Origin of the sequence: Mycobacterium vicinigordonae (assembly GCF_013466425.1) — a bacterium.
Taxonomy (GTDB): Bacteria; Actinomycetota; Actinomycetes; order Mycobacteriales; family Mycobacteriaceae; genus Mycobacterium; species Mycobacterium vicinigordonae.
Map to the genome: position 1 here is coordinate 4,706,826 of NZ_CP059165.1, position 25,834 is coordinate 4,732,659.

The window sequence follows — 25,834 nt, forward strand, 5'->3', positions numbered from 1 at the left end:
GACACAGGACTTCACGCTAGAACGCTAGAACGCTAGAACGCTAGAAAAAGAATCGAGGCGAACAGCGGCCGTGGCCAACATAAGTTCACCATTCGGGCAAAACGAGTGGCTGGTCGAGGAGATGTACCGCAAGTTCCGCGACGACCCCTCGTCGGTGGACCCCAGCTGGCACGAATTCCTGGTCGACTACAACCCAGAGTCGACTCACGACACACCCGCCGAATCCAAGCCAGTCGCGGCGGCTCAGACCGCGACCCCCGCGCCCGCCGAACCGAAACCCGTCCCGCCGGCCAAGCCGGCCGTGACGCCGGCTAAGAGCACCGCCGCAGCCGGCAACGGTGCCCCGACCAGGACGGAGAGCACGCCGGCCAAGCCTGCCCCGGCCAGGGCGCCCGGCCCCCAACCCGCCGAGGGTGATGACGTGCAGGTACTGCGCGGGGCCGCCGCGGCCGTCGTCAAGAACATGGCGGCATCGCTGGACGTCCCGACCGCGACCAGTGTCCGCGCCATTCCGGCCAAGCTGCTGATCGACAACCGGATCGTCATCAACAACCAACTCAAACGGACCCGCGGCGGCAAGATCTCCTTCACGCACCTGCTGGGCTACGCGTTGGTTCAGGCGATCAAGAAGTTCCCCAACATGAACCGGCACTACGCCGAAGTCGACGGTAAGCCCAACGCCGTTACCCCGGCCCACACCAATCTGGGGCTGGCGATCGACCTGCAGGGCAAGGACGGCAAGCGCGCCCTGGTCGTGGCCGGCATCAAGCGCTGCGAGGAGCTGCGGTTCGCGGAGTTCGTCTCCGCCTACGAGGACATCGTGCGTCGTGCCCGCGACGGCAAGCTGACTGCCGAAGACTTTGGCGGCGTGACGATTTCGTTGACCAACCCGGGGACCATCGGAACCGTGCACTCGGTGCCGCGGCTGATGGCCGGCCAGGGCGCGATCATCGGCGTGGGCGCGATGGAATACCCCGCCGAGTTCCAGGGCGCCAGCGCCGAACGGATCGCCGAACTGGGCATCGGCAAGCTGATCACCCTGACCTCGACTTACGACCACCGCATCATTCAGGGCGCGGAATCCGGGGACTTCCTGCGCGCGATTCACGAGATGCTGCTCTCGGATGCGTTCTGGGACGAGATCTTCCGCGAGCTGGGCATCCCGTATTTGCCGATCCGGTGGAGCACCGACAACCCGGACTCGATCGTCGACAAGAACGCCCGGGTGATGGAATTGATTGCGGCATACCGCAATCGCGGGCACCTGATGGCTGACATCGACCCGCTCCGGCTGGACACCACCCGGTTCCGCAGCCACCCCGACCTGGAGATCCTCAATCATGGCCTGACGCTGTGGGATCTCGACCGGGTGTTCAAGGTCAGCGGCTTCGCCGGCGCCGAGTACAAGAAACTGCGCGACGTGCTCGGGCTGCTGCGCGACGCCTACTGCCGCCACATCGGTGTGGAGTACACCCACATCCTGGACCCCGAGCAGCAGCGCTGGCTGGAACAACGGGTCGAGACAAAACACGTCAAACCGACTGTGGCACAACAGAAATATATTCTGAGTCGACTCAACGCCGCGGAGGCATTCGAGACGTTCCTGCAGACCAAGTACGTCGGGCAGAAGCGGTTCTCGCTAGAAGGCGCCGAAAGCGTGATCCCGATGATGGATGCGGCGATCGATCAGTGCGCCGAGCACGGCCTCGACGAGGTGGTGATCGGTATGCCGCACCGCGGCCGGCTCAACGTGCTGGCCAACATCGTTGGCAAGCCGTATTCGCAGATTTTCACCGAGTTCGAAGGCAACCTGAACCCGTCGCAGGCGCACGGCTCCGGCGACGTGAAGTACCACCTCGGAGCCACCGGGGTGTATCTGCAGATGTTCGGCGACAACGACATTCAGGTGTCGCTGACCGCCAACCCCTCGCACCTGGAGGCCGTCGACCCTGTGCTGGAGGGTCTGGTGCGGGCCAAGCAGGACCTGCTTAACCACGGCTCGACGGACACCGACACCGAGAAGGCGTTCTCGGTGGTGCCGATGATGCTGCACGGCGACGCGGCATTCGCGGGCCAGGGTGTGGTCGCCGAGACGCTGAACTTGGCACATCTGCCCGGCTATCGGGTGGGCGGCACCATCCACATCATCGTCAACAATCAGATCGGGTTCACCACCGCACCGGAGTACTCGCGGTCCAGCGAGTACTGCACCGACGTGGCGAAGATGATCGGCGCGCCGATCTTCCACGTCAACGGCGACGACCCCGAGGCGTGCGTGTGGGTGGCACAGCTAGCGGTCGATTTCCGGCAGCGATTCCACAAGGACGTCGTCATCGACATGCTGTGCTACCGCCGCCGGGGCCACAACGAGGGCGACGACCCGTCGATGACCAACCCGTACATGTACGACGTCGTCGACAACAAGCGCGGCGTTCGCAAGAGCTACACCGAAGCCCTTATCGGCCGTGGCGACATCTCGCTCAAAGAGGCCGAGGACGCCCTGCGCGACTACCAGGGGCAACTGGAGCGGGTGTTCAACGAGGTTCGCGAACTAGAAAAGCACGGCGTCCAGCCCAGCGAATCGGTCGAGTCTCACCAGATGCTGCCGGCCGGGCTGGACACCTCGGTGGACAAGGCGTTGCTGGCCCGTATCGGTGATGCTTTCCTGGCCCTGCCGGAAGGATTTACCGCGCACCCGAGGGTGAAACCGGTGCTGGACAAGCGCCGCGAGATGGCATACGAGGGCAAGGTCGACTGGGCCTTCGGCGAGTTGTTGGCGCTCGGGACGCTGGTGTCGGAAGGCAAACTGGTGCGGCTGTCCGGGCAGGACACCCGTCGCGGCACCTTCTCGCAGCGGCACTCCGTGATCATCGACCGCAGCACCGGCGCGGAATTCACCCCACTCCAGCTGCTGGCCGTCAACAAAGACGGGACCCCGACCGGAGGCAAGTTCCTGGTCTACGATTCGCCGCTGTCGGAGTATGCGGCGGTGGGCTTCGAGTACGGCTACACCGTCGGCAACCCGGACGCGTTGGTGCTTTGGGAGGCGCAGTTCGGCGACTTCGTCAACGGCGCTCAGTCGATCATCGACGAGTTCATCAGCTCCGGCGAGGCCAAGTGGGGTCAGCTGTCCACGGTGGTGCTGCTGCTACCGCACGGCCACGAGGGGCAGGGTCCCGACCACACCTCCGGACGCATCGAGCGCTTCCTGCAGTTGTGGGCGGAAGGCTCGATGACGATCGCGATGCCCTCCACGCCGGCCAACTACTTCCACCTGTTGCGTCGGCACGCGATGGACGGCGTGATGCGGCCGTTGATCGTGTTCACGCCGAAGTCGATGCTGCGCAACAAGGCCGCGGTCAGCGACCTTCGGGACTTCACTGAGATGAGGTTCCGCTCGGTACTCGAAGAGCCCACTTATGAAGAGGGCGTCGGCGACCGCAGCAAGGTCACCCGGATCCTGCTGACCAGCGGCAAGATCTACTACGAGCTGGCGGCGCGCAAGGCCAAGGACAACCGCGACGACGTCGCGATCGTCCGGATCGAGCAGCTTGCCCCGCTGCCCCGGCGCCGGCTGGCCGAGACGCTGGAGAGCTACCAGAACGCCAAGGAGTACTTCTGGGTTCAGGAGGAGCCGGCCAATCAGGGTGCATGGCCGTCGCTGGGACTTACGTTGCCCGAGGTGCTGCCCGATCTGCTTCGCGGGATCAAGCGGATTTCGCGCCGCGCGATGTCGGCGCCGTCGTCAGGGTCGTCGAAGGTGCACGCGGTCGAGCAGCAGGAGATCCTCGACACCGCGTTCGCCTAACCGGCGACGCGGCGCGCCAGGCAGCGGCGCGGGGAGGAGCCGGTCGATCAGGTCCTGAGCCACCGCGCGATCGGCCCGCGAGGCCGCATAGAGCGGTACCCACGGTACCGACTAATCTCGACTCCGAGCCGATACGAGGGAGGGCGCTCAATGGACGGATTCGCCGGAAAAGTAGCCGTTGTCACCGGCGCCGGATCGGGCATCGGGCAGGCCTTGGCCCTCGAGCTGGGTCGTTCGGGTGCCAGCCTGGCTATCAGCGACGTCGACACTGAGGGGCTAGCGAAGACAGCGGAACAGCTCAAGGCGATCGGTGCGCCGGTCAAAGTGGACCGGCTTGACGTGACCGAACGCGAGGCGGTTTTGGCGTACGCCGAAGCGGTCAACGAGCACTTCGGCAAGGTCAACCAGATCTACAACAACGCCGGTATCGGGCACACCGCCGACATCGAGATCTGCGAGTTCAAAGACATCGACCGGGTGATGGACGTCGACTTCGGCGGCGTGCTCAACGGCACCAAGGCGTTCCTGCCGTACCTGATCGCCTCCGGCGACGGGCACGTCATTAACATTTCCAGCGTGTTCGGCTTGTTCTCCGGGCCGAGCCAGGCACCCTACTGCGCTGCCAAGTTCGCTGTTCGCGGCCTGACCGAGGCGCTGCGCCAGGAGATGCAGCTGGCCGGCCACAAGGTGGGGGTTACCACCGTTCACCCCGGCGGCATCAAGACCAACATCGCCCGCAACGCCACCGCCGCCGAGGGGCTGGACGCGGCGGAACTGGCCAAGATGTTCGACAAGCGGGTGGCCCACACCAGCCCGCAGGCCGCAGCCAGGATCATCCTGGGCGCGGTGCGCAAGAACAAGGCGCGGGTGCTGGTCGGCCCGGACGCCAAGTTCTTAGACCTGGTGGTGCGACTAACTGGTTCGGCATACATGCGCGTGTTCGGGCCGGTCATCGGCGCTCAGCCGGGCCTCAAGAAGGCCAAGCGCTGATCGCGAGGCACACGGCCGCCGATCGTCTGTTACCGGACTGGGAAGTGAGCGCCGCGGTTGTGGCCTGCTACGCGCACCCGACGGCGTAGTTCACCGAAAAGCCTTCCGCCCGCGTCGAATCGTCCGCCTCGACTGTGGAACGCTCTTCGATGAAAACCCTCACACGTCGAAAGGCGGGTGCCCCTTTGTCCTCGATTCGTGCTCACCGGTGGTGGCCGCACATGCGGTTCGGCATGGTGGCAGTGGTTGTCCTCGTCGTTAGCGCAATGAGCACCACGATCTACCTCTATGTCGAGGGCTCCCGCACGCACCGCATCCCGCCCATTGGCACTCCCACGAATGGCAGCGCCAACGTAACGCTGGACATACAAAGTATTCATAACGACTACAGCGAGCTCGTGTGCGACCTGGCCGTGTCGCCAGCGGCTGGGATGCTGGATCCGGCGACTCACGGACTGAAACAAAGCCTCACGGTGACAGTGACATCGACAACCGTCCCGACCACTCGCACCTGGACCGTCGGAATGCTACCCGGAGTAATTCCGGTCCCGCTGACGTTGGCACGCGATACCGAAAGTTGGCCTCTCGACCGCTATTTCAGCGGGCCAGTTACCGTCGAACTGTATCTCGGCAACGCGACAAACCCAGAACGCGCCCGGGTGACATTCGTCGACCGCTTGGCGGGATGGCAGGCGCAAATACGCCCCGCAGCTGACGATCAGTCAGCCGCGTACACGATCGATTTAGAACGGTCCGCCAGCACCATCGCCTTCGCGGCCGTTATCCTCTGCATTCTCATCGCGATCGCAACACAGGCGTTGTTCGTCGCCGTCCAGACGCTGCGGGGTCGACGGCCGTTCCAGGCTCCGATGACGACCTGGTACGCGGCAATGCTGTTCGCGGTCGTGCCGCTGCGCAATGCCCTGCCCGGCTCGCCGGCGTTCGGCAGTTGGGTCGACCTGACTATCGTCCTTTGGGTGCTGGTTGCACTGGTAGTTTCGATGCTTCTTTACATCGCGTCGTGGTGGCGACAGCTCAAGCCCGCGCATTGACTCGCGCGGGAGGCCCGCTCCGGCAGGCGATCCGCCGAAAGCCCGGCTTCAGCGCCCTAGCGGGTGCTCCCCCAGCCACGCATCCGCCACCACCTGCGGGTTGGCGCCCGCGGCGACCTTGCGGCGCATCTCGGCCAACGCTTCGGTATCCAGCACTCCGGCTACCTCGTTGATGGCCAGCAGTTGCCGGGTGCTCAGCACATTGCGCCGGTACAGCGGCACCACGTTTTCCGCCTGAATCAACGCCGGTTTGCCATCGGCCAGCGCAACGAGGTCCGCCGGGACGCCGGGGTCGGCGGTGGTGGCCCATGCCGCAGTCAGCTCCCCTGCCCGCAGCGCCGCGAACATCGTTGCGTCATCGGCGAATTCGCGAGCCGCGGGCAAACGGCACGGCCCCACTGTCATCGGCGGACGCCGGCCGGCCACACTGCCGATCCGCAATCCGTCGCAGTGCCCAAGCAACAGGCTCAGATCATTACCGCCCCATGCCGCAGCGGTAGCACCGGTGACAATCAGCACCGGTTTGTCCTCGGCCGCGGTGGCGTAGTCGCCCGCCGCGATACCTTCGGGTAGCGCCGCGTTCATCGCACGATATACGGGGGCGTCCGCATTGGGTGAGTCGTCGGAGCGATCCGCAGCACCCGGGTGTGCCGTTGGGCCCGGCTGTCCGACGGCACCGGGCTGCAGGGTCTGCAACACCCTGCCGGTGTAGCCGGGCACCACCACGAAGGCCGCCGAATCCAGCTTGCCCATCGGGTCTTCGGCGCTTTCGCTGTGCGCGGCAAAGCCGTAGGACCGCAGCGCCGCAACGTAGATGGCGGCCAGCAGCTTGGAGTCGCCGTCGGGCCGAGAGCCGACGACCAAGTCGCGATTCCCGGTCCCACCCGAACAGCCGACCAGAGCCAGCATCAGAGCCAGCAGCAGCGCCGCCGGCCTGCCGACGCTCACCCCTAGCCGGAGAAGTCGGCGGCCAGCGCCACCGCGGCGGCTACCGCGTCTCCGACGCGCCGGTCCAGCGGGCTCGGCACGATCCGGTCGAGCGCGAGGTCTTCGCTGGCCACCGCGTGAATCGCCTCGGCGGCGGCCACCATCATCTTTTGGGTGATGCGGCGCGCACCGACGTCCAGAGCGCCGCGGAAGATGCCCGGGAAGGCCAGCACGTTGTTGATCTGGTTCGGGAAGTCGCTGCGCCCGGTGGCTACCACCGCCGCATACTTGGCGGCGGCGTCGGGGTGGATCTCGGGGTCGGGGTTGGACAGCGCAAACACGATCGCATCCGGTGCCATGGTGGCGATCAGCTGTTCGGGGACCAGTCCCCCGGAGACGCCGAGGAAGACATCCGCACCGTCGAGCGCTTCGACTAGCCCGCCGGTGCGACCGTCCGGATTGGTGCGCTGCGACAGCTCGTTCTTGACGCCGTTCATGTCGTCGCGCCCGCTGTGCACGATGCCGCGCGAGTCGAGCACCGTGATGTCCGAAACCCCCATAGCGAGAAGAAGATTCGTGCACGCAACGCCTGCCGCACCGGCACCGGAGACCACCACGCGCTGCGCGGCCATGTCCCGGCCCAACACCTTGCTGGCGCCCATCAGCGCCGCAAGAGCAACGATCGCCGTGCCGTGCTGGTCGTCGTGCATCACCGGGCAGTCCAGCGCCTCGATCACGCGTCGCTCGATCTCGAAGCATCGTGGCGCTGAGATGTCCTCAAGGTTCACCGCACCGTAGGTGGGCCGCAGCCGAATCAACGTTTCGACGATCTCGTCGGGATCCTTGGTGTCCAGCACGATCGGGATGGCGTTGAGCCCGCCAAACTCCTTGAACAGCGCGCACTTGCCTTCCATCACCGGCAACGACGCCGCGGCGCCGATGTCACCGAGGCCGAGCACAGCGCTGCCGTCGCTGACGACGGCGACCAGGCGGTTGGCCCAGGTGTACCGGGCGGCAAGCGTGCGGTCGGTGGCGATCGCGCGGCTGACCTGCGCCACGCCCGGCGTGTAGGCCAGCGACAGCGCCCGCTGCGTGTCGAGCGGAGCGGTCAGGCCTACCGAAAGCTTGCCGCCTTCGTGTGCTGCAAAGATCTCGTCGTCACTGATGTCGACCCGGGGGCTTTCAAGCGTTTCCGACACGGCCCCAGAGTACTCAGCCGGGCTATCAATCCTTAATCGATCCCGAGGCGTCGCCGAGAATCCCATGTCAGGGCCGTTATCGAACCCCTGCGACCGGCGAATGACCGTAGAGATGTCGCGCCGAACGCATGCCACCAGACTGACACCCGGTTCTGCCGCGGGCGTGGCAGTCTTTGCCTCACCTTTGGCCGGCTGCATCGCCTTGAAGCCCTGAGGTCGGACTGCCGGCTCCTTGAGGCGCCTGGTAACCAGCAGCGGAATTTCGTAGCTGAGAAATTTGCTCAGGGCAATATTGACTCACAGCATAGGAGACCAGGAAATTCGCCGAGTGCTCGTCGTTGGGGGTTACGTCGCTTTTCACATCGTCCATTATTCGGGGGAAGCCCTGTCCCGCGCTGACCTTGTCGCAGATCGCGTGACCGTATCCGATCGCGTCGTCATTAGGAAAGTTGTAGTGGCGTCGCACTGTGACGTTGTAAATGTAGTCCACATCGGGCGACGGAACGGCATCCGCCCTTGGTATTGCCACTAGCGCGGCTCCGCTCACCACAGCGGCGGCGACAAGCACCAAGACTGCAAATGACAGGCCGCGGGACTCACTGGGACTAAAACACCGACACCGAATCACGTTCTCTCCTTTTGTAAGTGACTGGCTGAGCTTAGATTTAGCTCCGTGAATGGCGTGATTGCTGTCGCAATCCGGGTCGAGGATCTGATCTCTGCGCCTAATTCTCGTTGTGGTCTTATCGGCGATGCTTTCTGTCGACAACTCTGAGCTCACCTGGTGTGGTGCGCAGCCCAATATGATCTCAAGGGTGAAAGAGCGTCCGGCCGCTTGGATTTCTTTGCCGCTCAGGGACGTACGTCAGCAATTTAGGGAGCGCTTAGGTTCCGGGATCGACGACGTAATCGCGGTCATTTACGCGGCCGAGGTCGCGTTTGTGGCTGAGAACTTCGACTGAGTGGTTAACCGGACGCTGTTCGCGAATGGCGTCAACTACGAGACGCGCCGACTCGACACACCCGCTCTGGCCGGAACCCAACCACGGCCGGGCACCGTCACCGACATTCCAAATGTTTTCCACCGGGGTATGGTTCGGCCAGTCCCGTCCCGGGATTGCGCGCTGGCCTGGCCAGTCTCCGGTGCATACGGCGATCGACAGGATTCGAGCGTTGGCAAACTCAGGGAACTGTTGAAGTGTTTCCCGCTTGAGCAACTCGATCTCGGCGTCCACGTCGAACCCGGTGCTCGCCGGATGCGGTGTGCTAGTCGCGCAATACAGATGCCAACCGGGCGGCGCCAACTCAGGTGACGGACCGCTCATGTAGGAGGCATAAGCTAGGCGGTCGGTAAAGCCGAAGATCACAAGCGTCTTGAGCCGAGCGATCGGCTTGTCTGTGGCGAAATTCACCGTGATAAGGGTGCCCGGGTAGTTCTCTGCCTCCAACTTCTCCACGTACTGGGCGGGCTGTGCCTCCACTGGGACGAGCTTGGCTGTCGCAACGGGTCCGACGTTGCTGACGACCATGCCCGTCGCAACGGTGACCTCGCCACCATCTCGGTGCACAGTCACACCGTCGGCGCGGCCATCGGTGCCTACTCTGATACCGGTGACCTCGCTGTCAAGCCAGATCGTGCCGCCTGCGCGTTCGATGTAGCGGGCGAGGTCACGCCACGGACCGATTGAACCTTCCGGGTGGGCTCCGTATGTGCTTATACCGCCCTTCTTGGTGAGGTAGTCGAAGAACAGCGTCGCCGAGACATCTTGGGGCTCAGCGGCGAAGAATGCGCTCGTGAGGTTGCGGCCCAGCTTGCGCAAGCGATTCGGTGCATGCAATCGGTCCAACCACTGTGCGACATTGAGGCCCTCGGCGGGCCTGAATACCCCGAACCTTCGCGCGGCACCACCGACGACGGGAATGACGATCTTGTTGATCAGCAAACCAGTCGGTCCGCTGATGACCGGTATGTCGAGGCTGCCGAGCCGTAATACTATCGGCTGAGTTTGTTTGCGTGCGCGGATCGAGACGCCGACCTCGTCGAACAGCGCGCCGTTCGCTCCGCCAAGCTCGAAAATCTGTGCGCCAGTATTAACTCCGAATCCCTCGATCTGCACGGTCGACGCTCGGCCGCCGACCTGTGACTTAGCCTCGACCAGCAGTGTCCGATACCCGTAGTGGACTAACAAAGCCGCCGCGGCCATCCCGCCGGCTCCGGCGCCGATCACCACCGCCTCAAAGGACTTATCGCCTGTCGATGTGTTCAAGGTATCTCCTTTATTTGGCTGCCTGTTCAGTGCTCGGGGACAGGCCGCGAGCCGCATCACCTCGAGCTGTCATTGATTGGCGCGTCGCCCACCGAGCTGCTTGCTTTGTCGGAGAACTGCGTTTGCCCACCGAGATCGGTTCCAGTCAGTGACATTGCCCGTTGCCGGACGGTAGATCCGCGGAAGCACTGGGCTCGGTGTTGGTGAACGCATATACTTCATCACCGCGTGCGGTCCCGGCGCATGCGTAGCCGGTACCTCAGTGCGCGACTACGCTGTACGCGGAAACTGCTTGCTGACCTTGGCCATAGGAATCGCAGTCATTCGTTGGTAGTCCGGCAGGCACGCCCATTGCCATCAAATTTTCAAGGCGCATCACCGGCACCATCTATACGGTTCAGCTGGATTGAATCGGCAGAGCACTGTGCGATCGAGGCTGTGTCGGCCGGGTCAGCGAGACGAACAGTGGGTGTGGTTTCTAGCCGTCCCTTTCTTGGTGTTCACCTGAACGACATACCAAGTGTAGGAACTCATCCGGGACTGCCCGTCTCTCATTTCCGCCGAGTCCGGGAAAACGTCCATGACTCGGCTGGCCATACGTAGCGGATGCTAATCGATTCAGGTAGGCGCTACGCATGACCGTTTCGGCGCAGTGCGGTGTGCTGGATAGCACTGTGCCGAAGCGTGCAGGGCGACCAGAAGCAGGAGTAATGATGATGGGTGTTGTGCCCGCAAGACGCATCGCGATCTTCAAGTCAGCAGATGACCTTTGCGTGACGGACCTCATCGATCTCGATGAACATTCCACAATTACTCGGCTTCGCTCGTGTCAATATCCAAAGCGACACCGAATTATGCAAACTTGAAGATTCTTGTCAAATAGAGTAATGGTAATTGTGGCGCTGTGTCGGCGCCGCCTTATGTTGCAGGGGCCGCTAATGCGGGTGTCCGAGGTCTCCGATGCAAAGGCCACACCCAATATTGCGATCGCGGATAGAACGCGATCACGCGTCCGCGGACACGTGCCTGGTGAGCCCGGTATCTGGATCTTGCTATTCGGCGACTTGGGCGTGTTCACGGTCTTGTTCGCGGTGTATCTGCAGCGCCGCGGCGCGAACGAAGCGCAGTTCGCTCACTCGCAGGCGGCACTCAACCCCACGTTCGGTGCGATCAACACGTTGGTTCTGTTGACAAGCTCACTGTTGGTGGTCATGGCGGTGCGGGCACTGCGCAGCGAGGGCCAGCAGCATCTAGCGACCCGACTGCTGGTTGCGGGAGCCGCGGTGGGGTCTTGTTTCGTCGCGATCAAGGCTCTTGAGTACCACGAGAAGATCGCCGCCGGAATCACCCCAAACACTAACGAGTTCTTTATGTACTACTTCGTGCTGACCGGATTGCATCTTGCACATGTGATCATTGGCCTGGGTGTACTGCTTACATTGTCGAGACTGGCGCGAAGTCCAGAGCCGACCCGCAACCGCATCGCATTCGTCGAGGGTGGTGGTTGCTTCTGGCACATGGTGGATTTGCTGTGGATCATCCTTTTTCCCCTGCTATTCCTGGTGCGGTGATCATGAAATCGTTGATGTGCAACAACGCATCATTGGCCTGGCTTGGCCTGACCTCATTGACCGCCATTTCCTGGGCATTAGGCACCGGACACGGCTTCGGCAGTGCCCGTGTGCCGGCCAGTTTGGCGATCACCGCCGTCGCAGTGTTCAAGATCCGCCTGGTCGGATGGTGTTTCATGGAGCTGCGCGAGGCACCAACCGCGCTGCGCTCAGTGTTCGGATGCTATTGCGTTGCACTCTATCTGCTGCTGTCCGCCATGTACCTATTGGCCTAACCGGCAGCGCTTAGGTGAGTACCGTGTCGCTACTTCAGCAGAGTCGGATTGGTGCCATGTTGCCCATGCTCAACCAGACCTACGAGTGGTATGCCGAGTTCACGGTACTAGCCGATGACCTGGGTTCCGATTCGGCGCGGGACTACGAATTCGTTCGCGAGCGCTTCGTCACCCACGTGCTGAATGCCGGTGCTACCAATCGAATTCAACTCGCCGCCGCCATCGCAGAGGCGGCCCCCGCGCACTGTTTGAGATCGCCGATGCGGCGCTGGCGCTCGTCGCCATCGATGGACTCGGTGCGAACCTTCGGCCTCGCCGGGACCCCGGTGAGGCGGGCGAGCGATGAGTCGCCAACCACGGCAGGCCTGCCCAACATCGTCTTGCAAACACCCACCCCCACGTGCCTCGAGCGACCTGGCGACCAGCGAGGACGCCTTATGGTCGACTGTCCACCTCCGCGCCTGGGCGACCGCGAAACCGCCTCCTGATAACCGTCATTCATGCTATTCAGCGAAAGGACCCGAAGATGAATCGCATAGTGCACAAATGCTGCGCCTGGAGCGGTGCGATGTGCCTGGTTGCCATGTTGGTCGGATTCGTCCTGATTGCCGGCTTCATTCCGACCCGTTCCCCAGGTGAAAATGCATCAGAGGTCGCGCAATTCATCATCGGGCACCGGACGCGGATCAGGTGGGGATTGATCGTGTGCATGCTCTCATCGTCGCTGCTGATGATGTACGCCGCTTCCATGGCGATTCACATGCGCCGCATTGAGGGACGTCACCCGGCCTTGGCTTTGATCCAGTTCGGTATGGGCGCACTATTTGTGTTGGAGTTTATCTATCTGATCTTTTTCTGGCAGACCGCGACCTTCCGCGTCGATCGTTCCCCCGAACTGATTCAGCTGCTTAACGATATGGCCTGGATACCGTTCGTGGGTTTAACGTCAACGGCCGTGGTGCAGGTGGCCTGCTTCGGCATCGCGGTACTGCTGGACACGGGTGAGCACCCTATTTTTCCGCGCTGGCTGGGCTACTACAACCTGTGGGTGGCATTGATGTTCACCCCGGGCACGTTCAATGTGTTCTTCCACAGCGGCCCCCTGGCCTGGAACGGCATCCTCGCGTGGTACATCCCGCTGGCGGTGTTCGCTACTTGGCTGGTGATCAACCCCATCTATCTGTCTAGGGCGGTCGACACCATGGCTGTTGACGTTGCCACGCCTGCGCGTGTCGCGGGGAATGCTTCGGCGTCGACCGAGCTGAGCCAACTGCGGGCAGATGTCGACCAGTTGCTCGCGCAATCTAGGCAATAGGGATAAGGATATTGGGGGCCGCGGATGAAATTTAAAGCAGATGGAAATCAATGAAGATAATTCCGCGCACAGCCCCCTGGATGCACCGCCACGGCAACGTCGGTGGCACCGAGCCAGGCAGGCCACCGTGCAAGGGAGTGGCCGTACAGCAAGATGTCGTCACTTCGAGTGGCCGAGCATGGAACGCCGAGCAGGGCCGCAGGTTAGGGGTGACTAATCATTGGGACTGCTGAGCTAAGTAACGACTCCGCAACCGGTGCCGCCAGCGATTGAACTGCTTCGAATGGTTCATACCAAATACAGCGACTGGGTCGCCATCGCGTTCATAGACCGCTAAGAACGATCTGTCTTGTGGGCTACCTTCGACCACGCGCACGTTGTCACCCTCGCGCCGGTATCCCGCGAACTGCAGACGCGCTCCGTACTGGTCTGACCAAAAATACGGAAGTCGCGTATACGGTCGCGGCGAGAAATCCGCACGGAGCAACGCAGCTACAGCAGTCTTTGGTTGCTCGAGAGCATTGGTCCAATGTTCAACACGCAGATAGCGGCGCGCGTGAGCATTGTAGGAACTCGCGCAGTCCCCGACCGCGACCACCCGGGAAACGTTCGTGCGGCAAGCGCTGTCTGTGCGAATACCGTTGTCTAAGTGGATGACTGAGCCCGATAGCCAGTCAGTATTTGGCTGTGCTCCTATACCGACCACGACCGCATCAGCCCGTAGCTTACGTCCATCCGCGAGGTGAACCGCTTCGACAGTGTCCCGACCGACTACGCGATCAACCCCCACGCCCGCGATTAGCCGAACGCCATGGTCGGCGTGGAGGCTGGCACAAATATGGCCAATGTCAGCACCCAGGGTTGCGCTTAAGGGAGCCGGCATGGCTTCTACCACTGTCACGTCGTTGCCGAGCATACGAGCCGACGAAGCGACCTCGGCACCAATAAATCCCGCGCCGATCACGACCAGGTGACCGCCGCGCAGCAATGTCTCGCGCAGCGCATTCGAGTCCTCGAGGGTGCGTAATGTGTGAACTCCGGCGAGATGGCCAGTAGCAGGCAGGATTCGGGCCCTGGCCCCCGTAGCGAGGATCACCGCGTCACTACTGATTTTCTCTCCATTCGACAGCACAACCTTGAGGTCATCTACCTCAAGTCGGGTTGCAGATGAACCGAGTCGCCAGTCCAATTCCAGCGCATCGTCCTGATCCGTGAGCAATTCAATCTTCTCCGGCGAAGCGGCACCGAGTAGGTACTCCTTCGATAGCGGCGGCCGGTCATAAGGTCGGTGAGGTTCGTCTCCGATCAACGTCACACGGCCGTCGTACCCCATTGCGCGCAGCGCCCGGCACGTCGACAATCCCGCCAGCGAAGCTCCGACTACTGTGATGTTTCGCATTGCTGCCGCCTCCTCCCGAAGGTCGTAGTCGTAAGCTGCTACTGAGGAATTCCGTCGGTCGTCATCACGGCGGCATACGGTGTCATTTCATCGTCCAGCACACCTGTAGTTCAGGTGCTTGCAAGATGGGTCGAAAACCATTCCGCAGACAATTGGCTGACGACGTTGGTGTCACCTCGCTCGGAGTAGATACTCATGTGACTTACCGCTGGCAGTATCTCGAGGCGCTTGTGCGGGGAGGCCACCTTGTTGAACGCGTCAATTTCCACGTCCCACATTGTCAAGTTGTCACCTTCAGCCACGACCATCATGACCTTCGTGTCGAGAATCCGAGGAAGGAACGGCGTCACGTTGTAGTTCAGCAGCAACTCGGCGGACTCGATGGTTTGCCAGTGCTCGTGCCGTGGCGCCTCGGTCTCCTTAAGTTTGCGAAACACCTCGCCAGTCCGCGGGATTGGCCATACCGACAGTTCTTCGTGCGGCACCATCGTTGTCATTGGCCATATACCACCTTCGGCGGTGAGTCGGTTGCGTCGGTCGTCTAGAACCGCCTTCTCGTATTCGCGGAATCTGAGTTCGCCGTGGATTCGCTTCATGTTCATGTAGCCATCGATGACCGGCACGATCGAAACAATTGCTTTAATTCGCGGATCAATAGCCGCGAGGATGAGCACGTGTCCGCCGCTGTAGGAAATTCCCAGCACACCGATCCGGTGGGGGTCGACATCGTCTCGTGTCTCGACGTAGGTTATGGCGTTGCGATAGGCCGAGATCTGCTGCCACGGATCCAAATGTTGGCGACGCCGCCCGCCGCTCTCGCCGAACCCCGCGTAATCGAAGCTTAGGAACTGTATGTGGTTGTTTGCGGCTATGCGCGCTACGTAAGGAAGGACGATTTCTCTTACGTAGCACCAACCGCCGGCGGCCACGACGGTCGGTAGTGGCCCTTCTGCCTCGTCGGGCCGAAACATAGTTCCGACGAGAGTGTCTCCGTCGCTGGGGAATTCAACTCGTTGCTCCACTACCAACCTCTCGCTCAAGTGGCCGCTGCGGGGGTGCTCCGCCCGCTGAGGTTAGCGCCGAAGAACCGCATGACAGTGTCCGATTTTCAGGACTCTGTTGCCGAATCCGGTTTGCCGTCTCGCAACTGGGACACTTCGTTGCAGTCAAGTCCGCTTAGCGTCAGACCCCGTGATTCCGGAAGAGTTCCCACGGATCAGCAGCCGCGCTCGCAGGCTCTATGGCCGCCAAGAGATATGGCCGGACCGCCTGCTGGACAACTGGCTCGCTGAGGCCGCCGAGCGGTCGCCCCAGCGGGCGGCGGTGGTTGACGGCGATGTTCGATTGAGCTATCGAGAGCTAATTGAACGTGTCGACCGAGCAGCGGCGGGCTTACGGCGTCTGAGAGTCGGCCACGGAGAAGTGGTTTCGTTTCAACTCCCAAATTGGTGGGAGGCGTTAGTCCTGCATTTCGCGATCATCCGGATCGGCGCGATCAGCAATCCGCTGATCCCGATCCTTCGCGACCGCGAGCTGCAATTCATGCTCGGTGCCGCTCGAACAAAGGTTCTCGTCGTCCCTGGCACGTTCCGCGGCTACGATCATGCCGGTCTGGCTCAGCGTGTGCGTAACCACCTGCCCGCCCTTGAGCGGGTAGTCACCGTGCGCGGCCGACGGCGCCCCGACGCCACTACGTTTACTGAATTGCTCATTAAAGATGACGGCATTGAGCCCGAGCAATTTCGCCGCCCGGATGACGCAGTGCTGCTGCTCTACACATCTGGCACCGAATCTGAACCGAAGGGTGTCGTACATTCTCACAACACCTTGAGCTACGACAACGTCAGCATCATCGAACATTTCGAGCTACATAGTAGCGACGTTGTATTCGTGCCCTCCCCGATCGCTCATATTACCGGCGTGCTCTATGGCCTTCATCTGGCCAGCATGCTTGGCTCGACTGTGGTCTACCAGGACGTCTGGGAGCCGACGCGAGCACTGGAATTAGTTCAGGCCGAGCGGTGCAGCTTCGTCGTTGCCGCCACCCCGTTCTTGCACGGGCTCACCTACCACGAGCGGCTCAGCGAGTACGACGTGTCCTCTCTGAGGGTATTCGCATGTGGTGGGGCGGACGTTTCCCCTGACCTGATCAGGGCAGCGAATGAGCGGCTGGACTGCTACGCGTTGCGTGTCTACGGCTCCACCGAGGTGCCCACCCTCACCGCGGGGGCTTGTACCGACCCAATCGACAAGCGGGCGAACACCGACGGGCGACGGGTTGGAATTGCCGAAGTTGCCATCCTCGATGAGGACGGCAATCGCTGCGCACACGGCGAGGTCGGCCAGCTCTTCGCCCGAGGGCCGGAGGCGTTTCTTGGCTACTACGGCCGATCGGGAGCGATCAGTTTCACCGCGGACGGTTGGTTCGACACCGGCGATACCGCGCGCATCGACAACGATGGGTACGTGCAGATCGCAGGTCGCACAAAGGACATCATTTTGCGTGGTGGCGAGAATCTGAGCAGCAAGGAAATCGAGGACCTCCTCGTCGGTTATCCCGATGTCCTCGACGTCGCCGTGGTCGCTATGCCCGATCCGATTCTCGGCGAGCGGGCCTGCGCAGTGGTCGTGCCGCGCGCGGGAGCGATATTGCGGCTCGCTGATCTCACGAACTACCTCGACCGGCTCGGCACGGCCAAGCAGAAGTGGCCAGAACGGCTGGAGCTTGTCGATGAACTACCAAAGACCCCGACCGGCAAGGTCCAGAAGTTACGCCTCCGCGAACACGTCGCCGCTCGATTGGCTGAGGATCAGCAGCCGATCTCGTGACGTTCGCGCGAGGTCGGACCGCGCGACGGGCACGCCGGTGCCGGTCACGCGCCCTGGCCAACCAGCGCGACTGGTCATTCAGACCTTACGAAAGATCATCACCGAGCAGTTGCCGCCGGCGCCCAGAGCATGGGTCAGCCCGATGCGAGCTCTCTCGACCTGACGTGGACCGCAGCGCCCGCGCAACTGATTGACAATCTCGTAAACCTGTCCTAGACCGGATGCCCCCACCGGCTCCCCTTTCGACAACAACCCGCCAGAGACATTCACCGGTATTCGCCCCCCGAGGGCCGTTGCACCTTCCTCGACCAGCTTGCCGCCCTGCCCAGGAAGACATAATCCCAACTCTTCGGTGGAGATGATTTCGGTGCTGCTGTCAGTGTCTTGAAGCTCAACTACGTCGAGATCGTCCGGCCCGACCCCGGCACTGGCGTAGGCTGCGTCCGCAGTACGCCGGGTTACTGTCTCATGCCGGCGTTGCACGGTGGAGAAGGTCGGCATGTGTTCGCCGATCGCCTGATCCTGCGTTGCCGTTCGAATTGCCTGACCGGCCAACACGATATCTCCGCGGCGCGCTGGCCGGGCAACGAGGACCGCCGCGGCCGCGCCCTCATTCGGCGTGCACAGCATCAATAGCCGTAGGGGGTCCACTACGGGGCGGCTGGCGAGGACTTCCTCTATGCCGATCGGGTGCTGGTACATCGCCCGGTCGTTCCCGACGGAGTGCCGATGATTTTTCACCGCGACCAGAGCCAGCTGTCGCTCCGTAGTGCCGTACTCGTGGGCGTGGCGTTGCGCGTGAAGTGCGAACTGCGCGGGGTTGAGAGCGTGCCCGCTGCGCTGGCGCCACAGCGCAAAATAATCCATGTCCATCGCTCCGCGCGGCATCTTTTCGATCCCGACGACCAACATCGTGCGGTGCACGCCGGCACGCAAGGAATGCTGGGCAAGCTGAGTCACCGCGCCTCCCGACGAGCACGCAGTCTCGACATTAATTACCGGCAGCCCGGTCCGCCCGACGAGATCAACGATGCGTTGGCCCGCACCAGTCTTCGCATACATGTGGCCGCAGTACAACGCATCGATGTCTTCCCAACTCACCTCGGCGTCAGCTAGCGCTTCGGTGATCGCCTCGACTCCCAAGTCGATCGGGCTCTTGTCCGGGAAGCGACCGAACGGGTGCATACCCACCCCAGCTATCACAGTCTCGTCGGTCACGGTGGCCTCACTCAACTAGCGTGTGGGTATAGGACAGCAGCGGCTGCTCGGGGGCGCCGACATCTGCCAGCGCAATGCGCGCCCGCGCCCCGATGCGAAGCCGTTCGAGCGGGTCGGCGCTGAGAAGGGTAGCCACTCGAATGCCGGTGTCGAACTCGATGACTCCCAGGCCGTAGGGCACTGGGCCGAGATAGCCGGGCCCGCGGATGTGGGAAATCGTATAGCTGTAGATGGTTCCTACGGAGGGTAGCTGCACCACTTCCATGTGTGCCCCGCGACAGTAGGGGCACCGGGGCGCGGCGGGAAAGCACATCTGAGCGCAAGTCCGGCAGGTCGCGCCCAACAATGCGGGTGGATCGACGCTGAATATCCCTGCACCGACCAGGGGGACTTCGACATTCCAGTTAGATTCCACCGCCACACAATTGAGCCTAGTGTCGGTGAACCAATCAGCGGTGTCCCAATGCGGGGACGCCAATGTTGTCGCAGAACCGGGACATATCGACTGCCGGGTGTGTGTCTACCGTTGTTCGATGGTGAAAGATGACGTGGGGCTTCCGACGGCACAGGAGATCAGTGAGTTTCGGTCGCATGCCCGAAACTGGCTGCAGCAAGCCGAGATTCCACTGTTACCCGCGGAGTATGACGAGCGGCACCGCGTCCTCCGCGAGTGGCATCGCGCTCTCTACGAGGCTGGCTGGGTAGGTTTGCAGTGGCCCTCCGAATACGGGGGGCACGACTTGACGATTGCCCACCAGTTGGCTTTCACCGAAGAGCTCGCCCGAGCTGGCGCTCCGCAGCCAGTAGGATCGATCGGCCTGGAAGTAGTGGGTCCCACCCTTCTTCGTTACGGCACCCAAGGGCAACGCGAGCGGTTCGTCCAGCCGCTCCTCGCCGCTGAAGAGCTGTGGTGTCAAGGCTTTTCCGAGCCTGGCGCAGGTTCTGATCTGGCCTCGCTTCGCACCCGCGGGGTTATCGGCGACGACCAGATCATCGTCACCGGGCAGAAAGTATGGACCAGTTGGGCCACCTACGCGGACTTCTGCGCGGTCCTTGCCCGTACGGACCCAGAAGCGCCCAAGCACAAGGGGATCAGCTACCTGCTGGTTGACATGCGCTCACCCGGAATCACCGTGCGTCCGATTGTGCAACTTACTGGCGACGCGGAATTTTGTGAGGTGTTCTTCGACGAGGTGAGTGTTCCCCGCAGCAATGTGCTCGGAGAACTGCACGGCGGCTGGCCCTTGGTGATGAACACGCTAGGTCACGAACGCGCCGAATACGCAGTCCGGCGAAGACTTGAGAATCAGCTTTCATTCAACCAGATTCTGGGCGCGCTACGCTCCCACGGCCACCAGCACAGCGATGATGTCGCCGAGCAGATTGGTGCGGTGTACGCCCACCTCCGCGGTTTTGAATCTCTGTCGCGGCAGACCGTGAAACGCCTTCTGGCCGGAAATATTCCGTCACCTCTAGATTCAGTGGACAAATTGCACCTCGCTGATACTGAGCAGCATCTCTTCGGTGTCGCCCTCGATTTACTTGGCCCGCACCGAATGGCCCCGTCGTCGCGTCCATTGGGCCTCGACGCCGCCCAGGTTATTAAGAGCTACTTATATGGACGCGCCGCCTCGGTCTACGGCGGCACTGCGCAAATCCAACGGTCCATCGTTGGTGAACGCTTGTTGGGACTACCGAGGGAAGCTCGATGACTGTGTCCGAACCTCACTGGGCCGACGAAGACACGCCTGCGGAACTCGCCGCTGCCGCCGACGAAATGCTTGCCGAAATTTTGACCCGGACGAGCATACGCACGGAGATAGACGAGTACGGATTCAGTTGCGATGCATGGAAGGCCGCAGTGGAAGCCGGTTGGTTTCAGGTCGCCCTCACTGAGGATCATGACGGCCTAGGTCTCGGGCTGTCGGGGTTGGCCGGCATCGCCCAAGCCGTGGGCCGCCACCTACTACCAGGCCCGATTACAGACCATGCTGTGGTGCTGCCAATGCTTATACCCGACGCGTCGGAGCCGGCCCGCGAACGATTGAACACCGCAATCAACGGCGCTGCCATCACGGTCCTCGTCGATGGCGCCGCCGGTAGCGCTGATGGCTCCGCGCTCCCCCAGCTGCTCGACGGCCGACTCACCGGTGCAGTCGAGTTCGTTCGGTTTGGAACACATGCCGACGAGCTGTTGGTGGCTGCCGTGGGTGAACGGCAAGAGCCGACTGTGGCGCTGATATCCGCGTCAGCTGACGGCGTCACCGTTACCTCTCAACCCAGTTTCGACCCCATCATTCGCTACGCGACCGTCGGCCTCGACAATGTCGCGGTAGACCACGTTGTACTTGTTCCGGGCACTCAGACAGCTGTCAAGCTGGCTGAACTGCGGGCAGCGGTTCGGCTCTTCACCGCCGCCGAGACGGCCGGAGTGGCACGGCGGCTGCTGGATACATCGGTCGAATTCGCCTTAGAACGCCACCAATTCGGCAAACCGATCGGTTCGTTTCAGGCGATTAAACACCTCCTCGCCGACATGGCGGCCGCCACTTTAATGCTCGAGATCGCCAGCGCGGACGCGTTGCAACGTGCCGTTGATCATTCCCTACTCGAAAGCCTTTCTTGGCAGTCGAAAGCTCTGGCCGCCTGGGTAGGCCGGCAGGTCGGTGAAGGCGCACTACAGGTGCACGGTGGCGTCGCGTTCACCATCGAGCACGATGTACACCGTGGCTTCCAACACGCGCTGGCGCTCCAGGGCATCGATGGCGACGAACGCGAACTTGCCCGCAAGCTGGGCTGGGCGCTGTTGCGCGGGGAACTGGAGCCGTGGGCGTGACCCGTCGGGTCGATTTACGGGTTCCCGCCACCGAGTTCACTGAGTTCTAGAGTCGGGGTGTCTTCGAGCCGGGTTGAGACTGCGCCCTGGGTGACCGTCGTTTCTACAGGTGGTGTCGAGCCGTGGAAGAGCTGATCTTGCCGCCATTGTTGTGCAACACTTGGCCGTGACCACCGAGAAACCAGTCCTGGTTCTGTGGCATCCTGCGACAAGCTCCGGGCGCATCTGGCAGAACTTGGTTCCGCTGCTATCTGATTACCACGAAGTTCATACGCCGACGTTGCTTGGTCATCGCGGCGGACCAGCGGTGCAGCGGCGCCCCGCGACGTTTACCGACATCGTCGATGCTGCCGAAGAATACCTCGACAACCACGGCCTCGATCGAGCTCACCTCGCGGGAAACTCCGGCGGCGCAACAGTCGCAATCGAATTAGCCCGACGTGGGCGAGCGACCACCGTGTGCGCCCTATCGCCGGGCGGCCTCTGGGCGGACAACACCAGCTCGGCTGCACGACGAGTCAACAACCAAATTCAGTGGGGAATAAAGGTTCTCCGCATCCTGAATCCGGTTGCGCCTCTGTTGCTCAAGTCGGCGGCAGGGCGTCGGGCTGTCCTGCGCAACTTCGTCTGTCACGGTGAACGCCTGAGCCCATCCCATGCGCTGGAGTACTACTTCACCGATCCCATCGGTTGCACGATTATGAGCGATTTGGCGGCATCGACCGAAGTTGCACCACCACCCGAAACCCTGCCGTGCCCAATCACTCTGGCGTGGTCCGAGGTTGATCGCATGGTCCCCGCCGAGCCCTACGGCAGGATGGCGCGCGACCTATTGCCCGGCGCCTCCTGGATGGTCCTTCCCAGCGTCGGACACAATCCCATGATCGACGACCCCGACCTCGTAGCAAGGACGATCCTGGCTGTAACCGGCGCTGTCGTCTAGACGGTGGTTTCGGACCAGGCACTTCCTCCCGGGGCGGTTGTCGAACGATTCGATGTGGCCCCAGCTCAACGACGTCCCGGCCGGGGTGCAGACAAGCCGACGTTGTTTTCGCAGAAACTGTTGTAGCGCTTGGGAAATCATCTCCGGTATATCTGCCGCAGTACTCGATCCGTGATTACCGAAGCGATGAGACCCAAGTCGAACATTGGAGTCTGCACGTTGCCGCAAGCTCACATATTCTCTGCACTGCCCAAATTCCTCAGCCACTATTAGCTTTGCTGGACGCAGCCGCACCCAGCTTGAACAACCGCTCCGCGTTGCCACCCACGATCTTGTCTCGCGTTGCTGTGTCCAGACCCAACTCATCAATGAATGCGGTTGTGGCCAGGTCGTGGGGTGAACCGTAGTTGCTTCCGTAGAACAGGTTGTCCGCGCCGATGATCTCCAGCATGAACTTGCGGGCACGGGGATCGTGTACCAGGGTCTCGAAGTAGAAGTTGCCGAGGTAGTCTTCGGTCTTCTTCTGCATTTGGACCCCGGGCATGTAAGGCGCCAACCGATCGATCCGGCCCAGCTGGTAGGGAACAAACCCGCCGCCGTGGGTGATGCAGATCTTTAGCGCAGGAAACGCGTCCAGAACGCCACCGTACAGAAGTCGCACGAAGGCGGTCGTCTCCTGTGCGAGATAACCAACTACCCAGCTGAGGTTGTACCGATCTGCACTCGCACGCGCCAAGTGTTCTGGGTAGGGGTGAACGAACAACGGCACGTCGTACTCGACTGCCTTCTCATACAGCGGCCAGAACACCTCGTCGTCGAGTTCTCGTCCAGCGATCGCGCCGCCTGCGAGGTTGATGGCGCGACCACCGAGGGCAACAGCGCGCTCGAACTCCTCGACGGCGGCGGGGATGTCTTGCAAGGGCAATGTCGGCATGAAGAAGAGACGATCAGGGTTGTGGCGGCAATATGCCGCCAGCGCGTCGTTTTGCAATTTGATGAACTCGGCCGCGATATCGAGCTCTGCCCAGTAAAGGTAGAACAGGGGGCTGACCGAAACGCCCATGATGTCGATGTCGTTAGCGTCCATCTCTGCAATACGCACGGCAGGTCCGCCCGCGAATGTGCTCAACGCGGCTCGCGGGTCCGACTCGGCTTGCTTGGCACGCTGGGGATCCAGCTTGATCTGCGACTCTTGCTCACCGACCCGCAAGACCATTTGGCCGTCTCTCACAAATACCTCGGGTCCGTATTTGCCAGCCTTGCCGAACGTTTCCGGCAGCATAATATGGCTATGCACGTCCACGACCGTCACGCTGATCACCGCCTCTCATATCGCCTGCAACTTCCACGCTTAATCTTCGAATAGCTGTTCAATGACTTGGCCCCGGCCCCTCCTGAAGAGTAGAAATTTGTGTAATTTTCCGCGGCTAGACCACTTTGGTGGCCAGCCAGAATTTGGGTTGTATCTCCAATGAATCCTTGATGCTCGCAGGATTCGTGCGGTTGCCAGTTCGCACCCGCGTAAAGGTCTCGTGCCGCGTGGCCAATGTCCGTGCGCAAGAAGATTGCGCCCTACTTACCCTGAGCCGAACCGCTGTTGTTATCGGGTTATACTGCGGGCTCGACATATAGTTCGCTTATTTGGCGTACGGGAAGCAACCGGTTCCAAATGATTTCTTGTTCAGCCAACCGTAGATTAGGGAACCGGCGCAAGAATGAATCCACCGTCAGGATGATGTCGTGGCGCGATAACGCTCTACCGATGCAAGAATGAATTCCGGCACCGAAGCTCGCTGTCCCCTTAGAGGCTGGTCTGTCAAGAATCACAGTGTCGGGGTCCGGGAACGCCTCAGGGTCCCGGTTTGCTGCTCCGATGAGCGCTACTGCGCGTTCGCCTTCCTGCACGGCCTCCCCGCCCAGCGTGGTGGAGCGGATAGCCACCCGGTTGAACGGACACTGTACGGCGGCGTCGAACCGCAACATTTCGTCAACGGCCGACGAAATCAGAGATGGGTCGCTTGCCAGTTGAACTCGCCAGTCGGGGTTTAAGAGCAGGAGGTAAAGCACGCTGGTCAGTCCGGCAGTGGTTGTTTCGAAGCCCGCCGTCATGATCGTCCACAGAGAACTGATCATTTCATTTTCAGTCAGCTGCTCGCCTTCCGCCTCGGCCTGGATTAGGGCGCTCACGGTGTCCTCACCCGGCTCGCGCCGACGCTCATCGATGAGGGATCGGATGAAAGTGCCAAACTCCAGGGCCACCTGTTCGGCCTGGCGCATCAAGTCTTCTGTTATGACTGGCGCGCCGGGCAGCGTCGCCGAGACTCGTGCCCATTGACGAAGCCGTGGCTCCTGCGGAACTCCGATCAGCTCGCAAAAGACCCCCAGTGGAAGTGGGCCCGTGAGATCTTCGACGAGTTCCGCACGACCGTTGCTTCCCAGCTTGCGCTCGATACCGTCAAGCAGCGCGTCAAGGCGTCTTTGAATGTCCGCTTGCCGTTTCCTCACCATTTTGTGTGAGAATGCTGGCGCCACCAGGCTACGAATGCGGGTATGGACCGGTGGATTCAACAAGGGCATTGACAGGCCGGCGATACGAAAGAACTCACTGCTTTCAAGGTTTACCTCGACAGGGGGCATACCAATGTCAGACCTGAAGTCCTTCGAAATCAGCAGCTCCTCGACCAGTTCATAAGTGCTGACAAAGCGGACTCCGCGAGCGCTCCGAAAATTAGGAGCGATCGTCCGCAACCTTGCATAAAGCGGATACGGGTCCTGCACGATCTCCGGTGACATTAGCCGGTCGACGATTTCATCGGCGGTCAGCACCACAACATCTTGTTTCATCTTAAGCTCCAAACGACTTTATTGAATTGACAGAACGGGCGACTTCGACCTGAATTAGGCCATTGTTCACAGTGACTCGGTGAACTCGGACGGGCTCAGTCGCTGGCGGCTGATCGGGCTGTCCGGTGCGGAGGTTGAAACAAGAAGCATGCAAGGGGCATTCGACGTCGTATCCCTCAACCCAGCCTTCCGACAGAGACGCCTCCTGATGCGTGCACGTGTCATCGATCGCCAGAATCGTTCCGTCGACATTGAAGACAGCGATAGGTGGATCACTGTCGACCCGGATAGCCTCACCCTCCGGCAGATCGTCGAGCGGGCAAACATTAAGCCATTCTTTGTTTTCTGAACTCATTACCGT

General features: G+C 61.7%; 22 protein-coding genes. 11 read left to right on the forward strand and 11 right to left on the reverse strand.

What is annotated here, in order from left to right:
- Positions 1-70 precede the first annotated feature (70 nt).
- The 3 genes from H0P51_RS20995 (at position 71) to H0P51_RS21005 (ending at position 5,850) form a co-directional block, all read left to right on the forward strand.
- Positions 71-3,808 (forward strand): multifunctional oxoglutarate decarboxylase/oxoglutarate dehydrogenase thiamine pyrophosphate-binding subunit/dihydrolipoyllysine-residue succinyltransferase subunit, encoded by a 3,738-nt coding sequence (locus H0P51_RS20995; RefSeq protein ID WP_180914805.1) that lies wholly within the window; start codon positions 71-73, stop codon positions 3,806-3,808.
- A gap of 150 nt (positions 3,809-3,958) precedes the next feature.
- On the forward strand, positions 3,959-4,798 hold the full coding sequence (locus H0P51_RS21000; protein ID WP_180914806.1) for an SDR family NAD(P)-dependent oxidoreductase: 840 nt from the start codon (positions 3,959-3,961) through the stop codon (positions 4,796-4,798).
- A 221-nt stretch (positions 4,799-5,019) separates the two neighbouring features.
- Positions 5,020-5,850, forward strand: coding sequence for a DUF4436 family protein (locus H0P51_RS21005; protein WP_180914807.1), 831 nt, complete (start codon positions 5,020-5,022; stop codon positions 5,848-5,850).
- Between the two features lie 48 nt (positions 5,851-5,898).
- Here H0P51_RS21005 and H0P51_RS21010 read toward each other — a convergent pair whose 3' ends face one another.
- The 4 genes from H0P51_RS21010 to H0P51_RS21025 form a co-directional block, all read right to left on the reverse strand.
- Positions 5,899-6,798, reverse strand: a complete 900-nt coding sequence (locus H0P51_RS21010; protein WP_180914808.1) for a glycine betaine ABC transporter substrate-binding protein — start codon at positions 6,796-6,798, stop codon at positions 5,899-5,901.
- Positions 6,799-6,800: 2 nt separating this feature from the next.
- On the reverse strand, positions 6,801-7,976 hold the full coding sequence (locus tag H0P51_RS21015; protein ID WP_246398120.1) for an NAD(P)-dependent malic enzyme: 1,176 nt from the start codon (positions 7,974-7,976) through the stop codon (positions 6,801-6,803).
- Positions 7,977-8,154: 178 nt separating this feature from the next.
- Positions 8,155-8,757, reverse strand: coding sequence for a DUF732 domain-containing protein (locus H0P51_RS29125; protein ID WP_343061722.1), 603 nt, complete (start codon positions 8,755-8,757; stop codon positions 8,155-8,157).
- Between the two features lie 103 nt (positions 8,758-8,860).
- Positions 8,861-10,243 carry a phytoene desaturase family protein gene (locus tag H0P51_RS21025; RefSeq protein ID WP_246398122.1) on the reverse strand — a complete coding sequence of 461 codons (1,383 nt, stop codon included), beginning with the start codon at positions 10,241-10,243 and terminating at the stop codon, positions 8,861-8,863.
- A gap of 938 nt (positions 10,244-11,181) precedes the next feature.
- Here H0P51_RS21025 and H0P51_RS21030 point away from each other — a divergent pair.
- Genes H0P51_RS21030 through H0P51_RS21045 form a run of 4 tightly spaced genes read left to right on the forward strand, consistent with a single transcriptional unit; the run spans position 11,182 to position 13,404 of the window.
- Complete coding sequence (locus H0P51_RS21030) at positions 11,182-11,814, forward strand: cytochrome c oxidase subunit 3 (protein ID WP_180914810.1); 633 nt, start codon at positions 11,182-11,184, stop codon at positions 11,812-11,814.
- Positions 11,775-12,089 carry a cytochrome C oxidase subunit IV family protein gene (locus tag H0P51_RS21035; RefSeq protein ID WP_246398125.1) on the forward strand — a complete coding sequence of 105 codons (315 nt, stop codon included), beginning with the start codon at positions 11,775-11,777 and terminating at the stop codon, positions 12,087-12,089. The genes H0P51_RS21030 and H0P51_RS21035 overlap by 40 nt, the downstream gene beginning before the upstream one ends.
- 23 nt (positions 12,090-12,112) lie before the next feature.
- Entirely contained in the window at positions 12,113-12,577 is a 465-nt protein-coding gene (locus tag H0P51_RS21040; RefSeq protein WP_180914811.1) for a hypothetical protein, read from the forward strand.
- Between the two features lie 38 nt (positions 12,578-12,615).
- Positions 12,616-13,404: a hypothetical protein gene (locus H0P51_RS21045; protein WP_180914812.1), complete on the forward strand. Its 789-nt coding sequence runs from the start codon at positions 12,616-12,618 to the stop codon at positions 13,402-13,404.
- A gap of 217 nt (positions 13,405-13,621) precedes the next feature.
- Here H0P51_RS21045 and H0P51_RS21050 read toward each other — a convergent pair whose 3' ends face one another.
- Entirely contained in the window at positions 13,622-14,803 is a 1,182-nt protein-coding gene (locus H0P51_RS21050) for an NAD(P)/FAD-dependent oxidoreductase (protein ID WP_180914813.1), read from the reverse strand.
- Between the two features lie 110 nt (positions 14,804-14,913).
- The gene (locus tag H0P51_RS21055) at positions 14,914-15,774 is read right to left on the reverse strand and encodes an alpha/beta hydrolase (protein WP_213016706.1); all 861 of its coding nucleotides are present in this window, start codon (positions 15,772-15,774) and stop codon (positions 14,914-14,916) included.
- Positions 15,775-16,126: 352 nt separating this feature from the next.
- Between H0P51_RS21055 and H0P51_RS21060 the strand changes: the two genes are divergently transcribed.
- Positions 16,127-17,632: an AMP-binding protein gene (locus H0P51_RS21060; RefSeq protein ID WP_213016707.1), complete on the forward strand. Its 1,506-nt coding sequence runs from the start codon at positions 16,127-16,129 to the stop codon at positions 17,630-17,632.
- 78 nt (positions 17,633-17,710) lie between these two features.
- Here the strand turns inward: H0P51_RS21060 and H0P51_RS21065 are convergent, their stop codons facing one another.
- Both H0P51_RS21065 and H0P51_RS21070 read right to left on the reverse strand, forming a co-directional pair.
- On the reverse strand, positions 17,711-18,850 hold the full coding sequence (locus H0P51_RS21065; protein ID WP_180914814.1) for a thiolase family protein: 1,140 nt from the start codon (positions 18,848-18,850) through the stop codon (positions 17,711-17,713).
- 7 nt (positions 18,851-18,857) lie between these two features.
- On the reverse strand, positions 18,858-19,271 hold the full coding sequence (locus H0P51_RS21070) for a Zn-ribbon domain-containing OB-fold protein (protein WP_180914815.1): 414 nt from the start codon (positions 19,269-19,271) through the stop codon (positions 18,858-18,860).
- Positions 19,272-19,383: 112 nt separating this feature from the next.
- Between H0P51_RS21070 and H0P51_RS21075 the strand changes: the two genes are divergently transcribed.
- The 3 genes from H0P51_RS21075 to H0P51_RS21085 all read left to right on the forward strand — a co-directional run bounded on the left by H0P51_RS21075 (position 19,384) and on the right by H0P51_RS21085 (position 22,629).
- Positions 19,384-20,562, forward strand: coding sequence for an acyl-CoA dehydrogenase family protein (locus H0P51_RS21075; protein WP_180914816.1), 1,179 nt, complete (start codon positions 19,384-19,386; stop codon positions 20,560-20,562).
- The gene (locus tag H0P51_RS21080) at positions 20,559-21,686 is read left to right on the forward strand and encodes an acyl-CoA dehydrogenase family protein (RefSeq protein ID WP_180914817.1); all 1,128 of its coding nucleotides are present in this window, start codon (positions 20,559-20,561) and stop codon (positions 21,684-21,686) included. The genes H0P51_RS21075 and H0P51_RS21080 overlap by 4 nt, the downstream gene beginning before the upstream one ends.
- Positions 21,687-21,852: 166 nt before the next feature.
- Complete coding sequence (locus H0P51_RS21085) at positions 21,853-22,629, forward strand: alpha/beta fold hydrolase (protein WP_180914818.1); 777 nt, start codon at positions 21,853-21,855, stop codon at positions 22,627-22,629.
- A 259-nt stretch (positions 22,630-22,888) separates the two neighbouring features.
- Here H0P51_RS21085 and H0P51_RS21090 read toward each other — a convergent pair whose 3' ends face one another.
- The 3 genes from H0P51_RS21090 to H0P51_RS21100 all read right to left on the reverse strand — a co-directional run bounded on the left by H0P51_RS21090 (position 22,889) and on the right by H0P51_RS21100 (position 25,828).
- Positions 22,889-23,926: an amidohydrolase family protein gene (locus H0P51_RS21090; protein ID WP_180914819.1), complete on the reverse strand. Its 1,038-nt coding sequence runs from the start codon at positions 23,924-23,926 to the stop codon at positions 22,889-22,891.
- Positions 23,927-24,237: 311 nt separating this feature from the next.
- Complete coding sequence (locus tag H0P51_RS21095; protein ID WP_180914820.1) at positions 24,238-25,473, reverse strand: cytochrome P450; 1,236 nt, start codon at positions 25,471-25,473, stop codon at positions 24,238-24,240.
- A 1-nt stretch (position 25,474) separates the two neighbouring features.
- The gene (locus H0P51_RS21100) at positions 25,475-25,828 is read right to left on the reverse strand and encodes a bifunctional 3-phenylpropionate/cinnamic acid dioxygenase ferredoxin subunit (RefSeq protein WP_180914821.1); all 354 of its coding nucleotides are present in this window, start codon (positions 25,826-25,828) and stop codon (positions 25,475-25,477) included.
- Positions 25,829-25,834 lie beyond the last annotated feature (6 nt).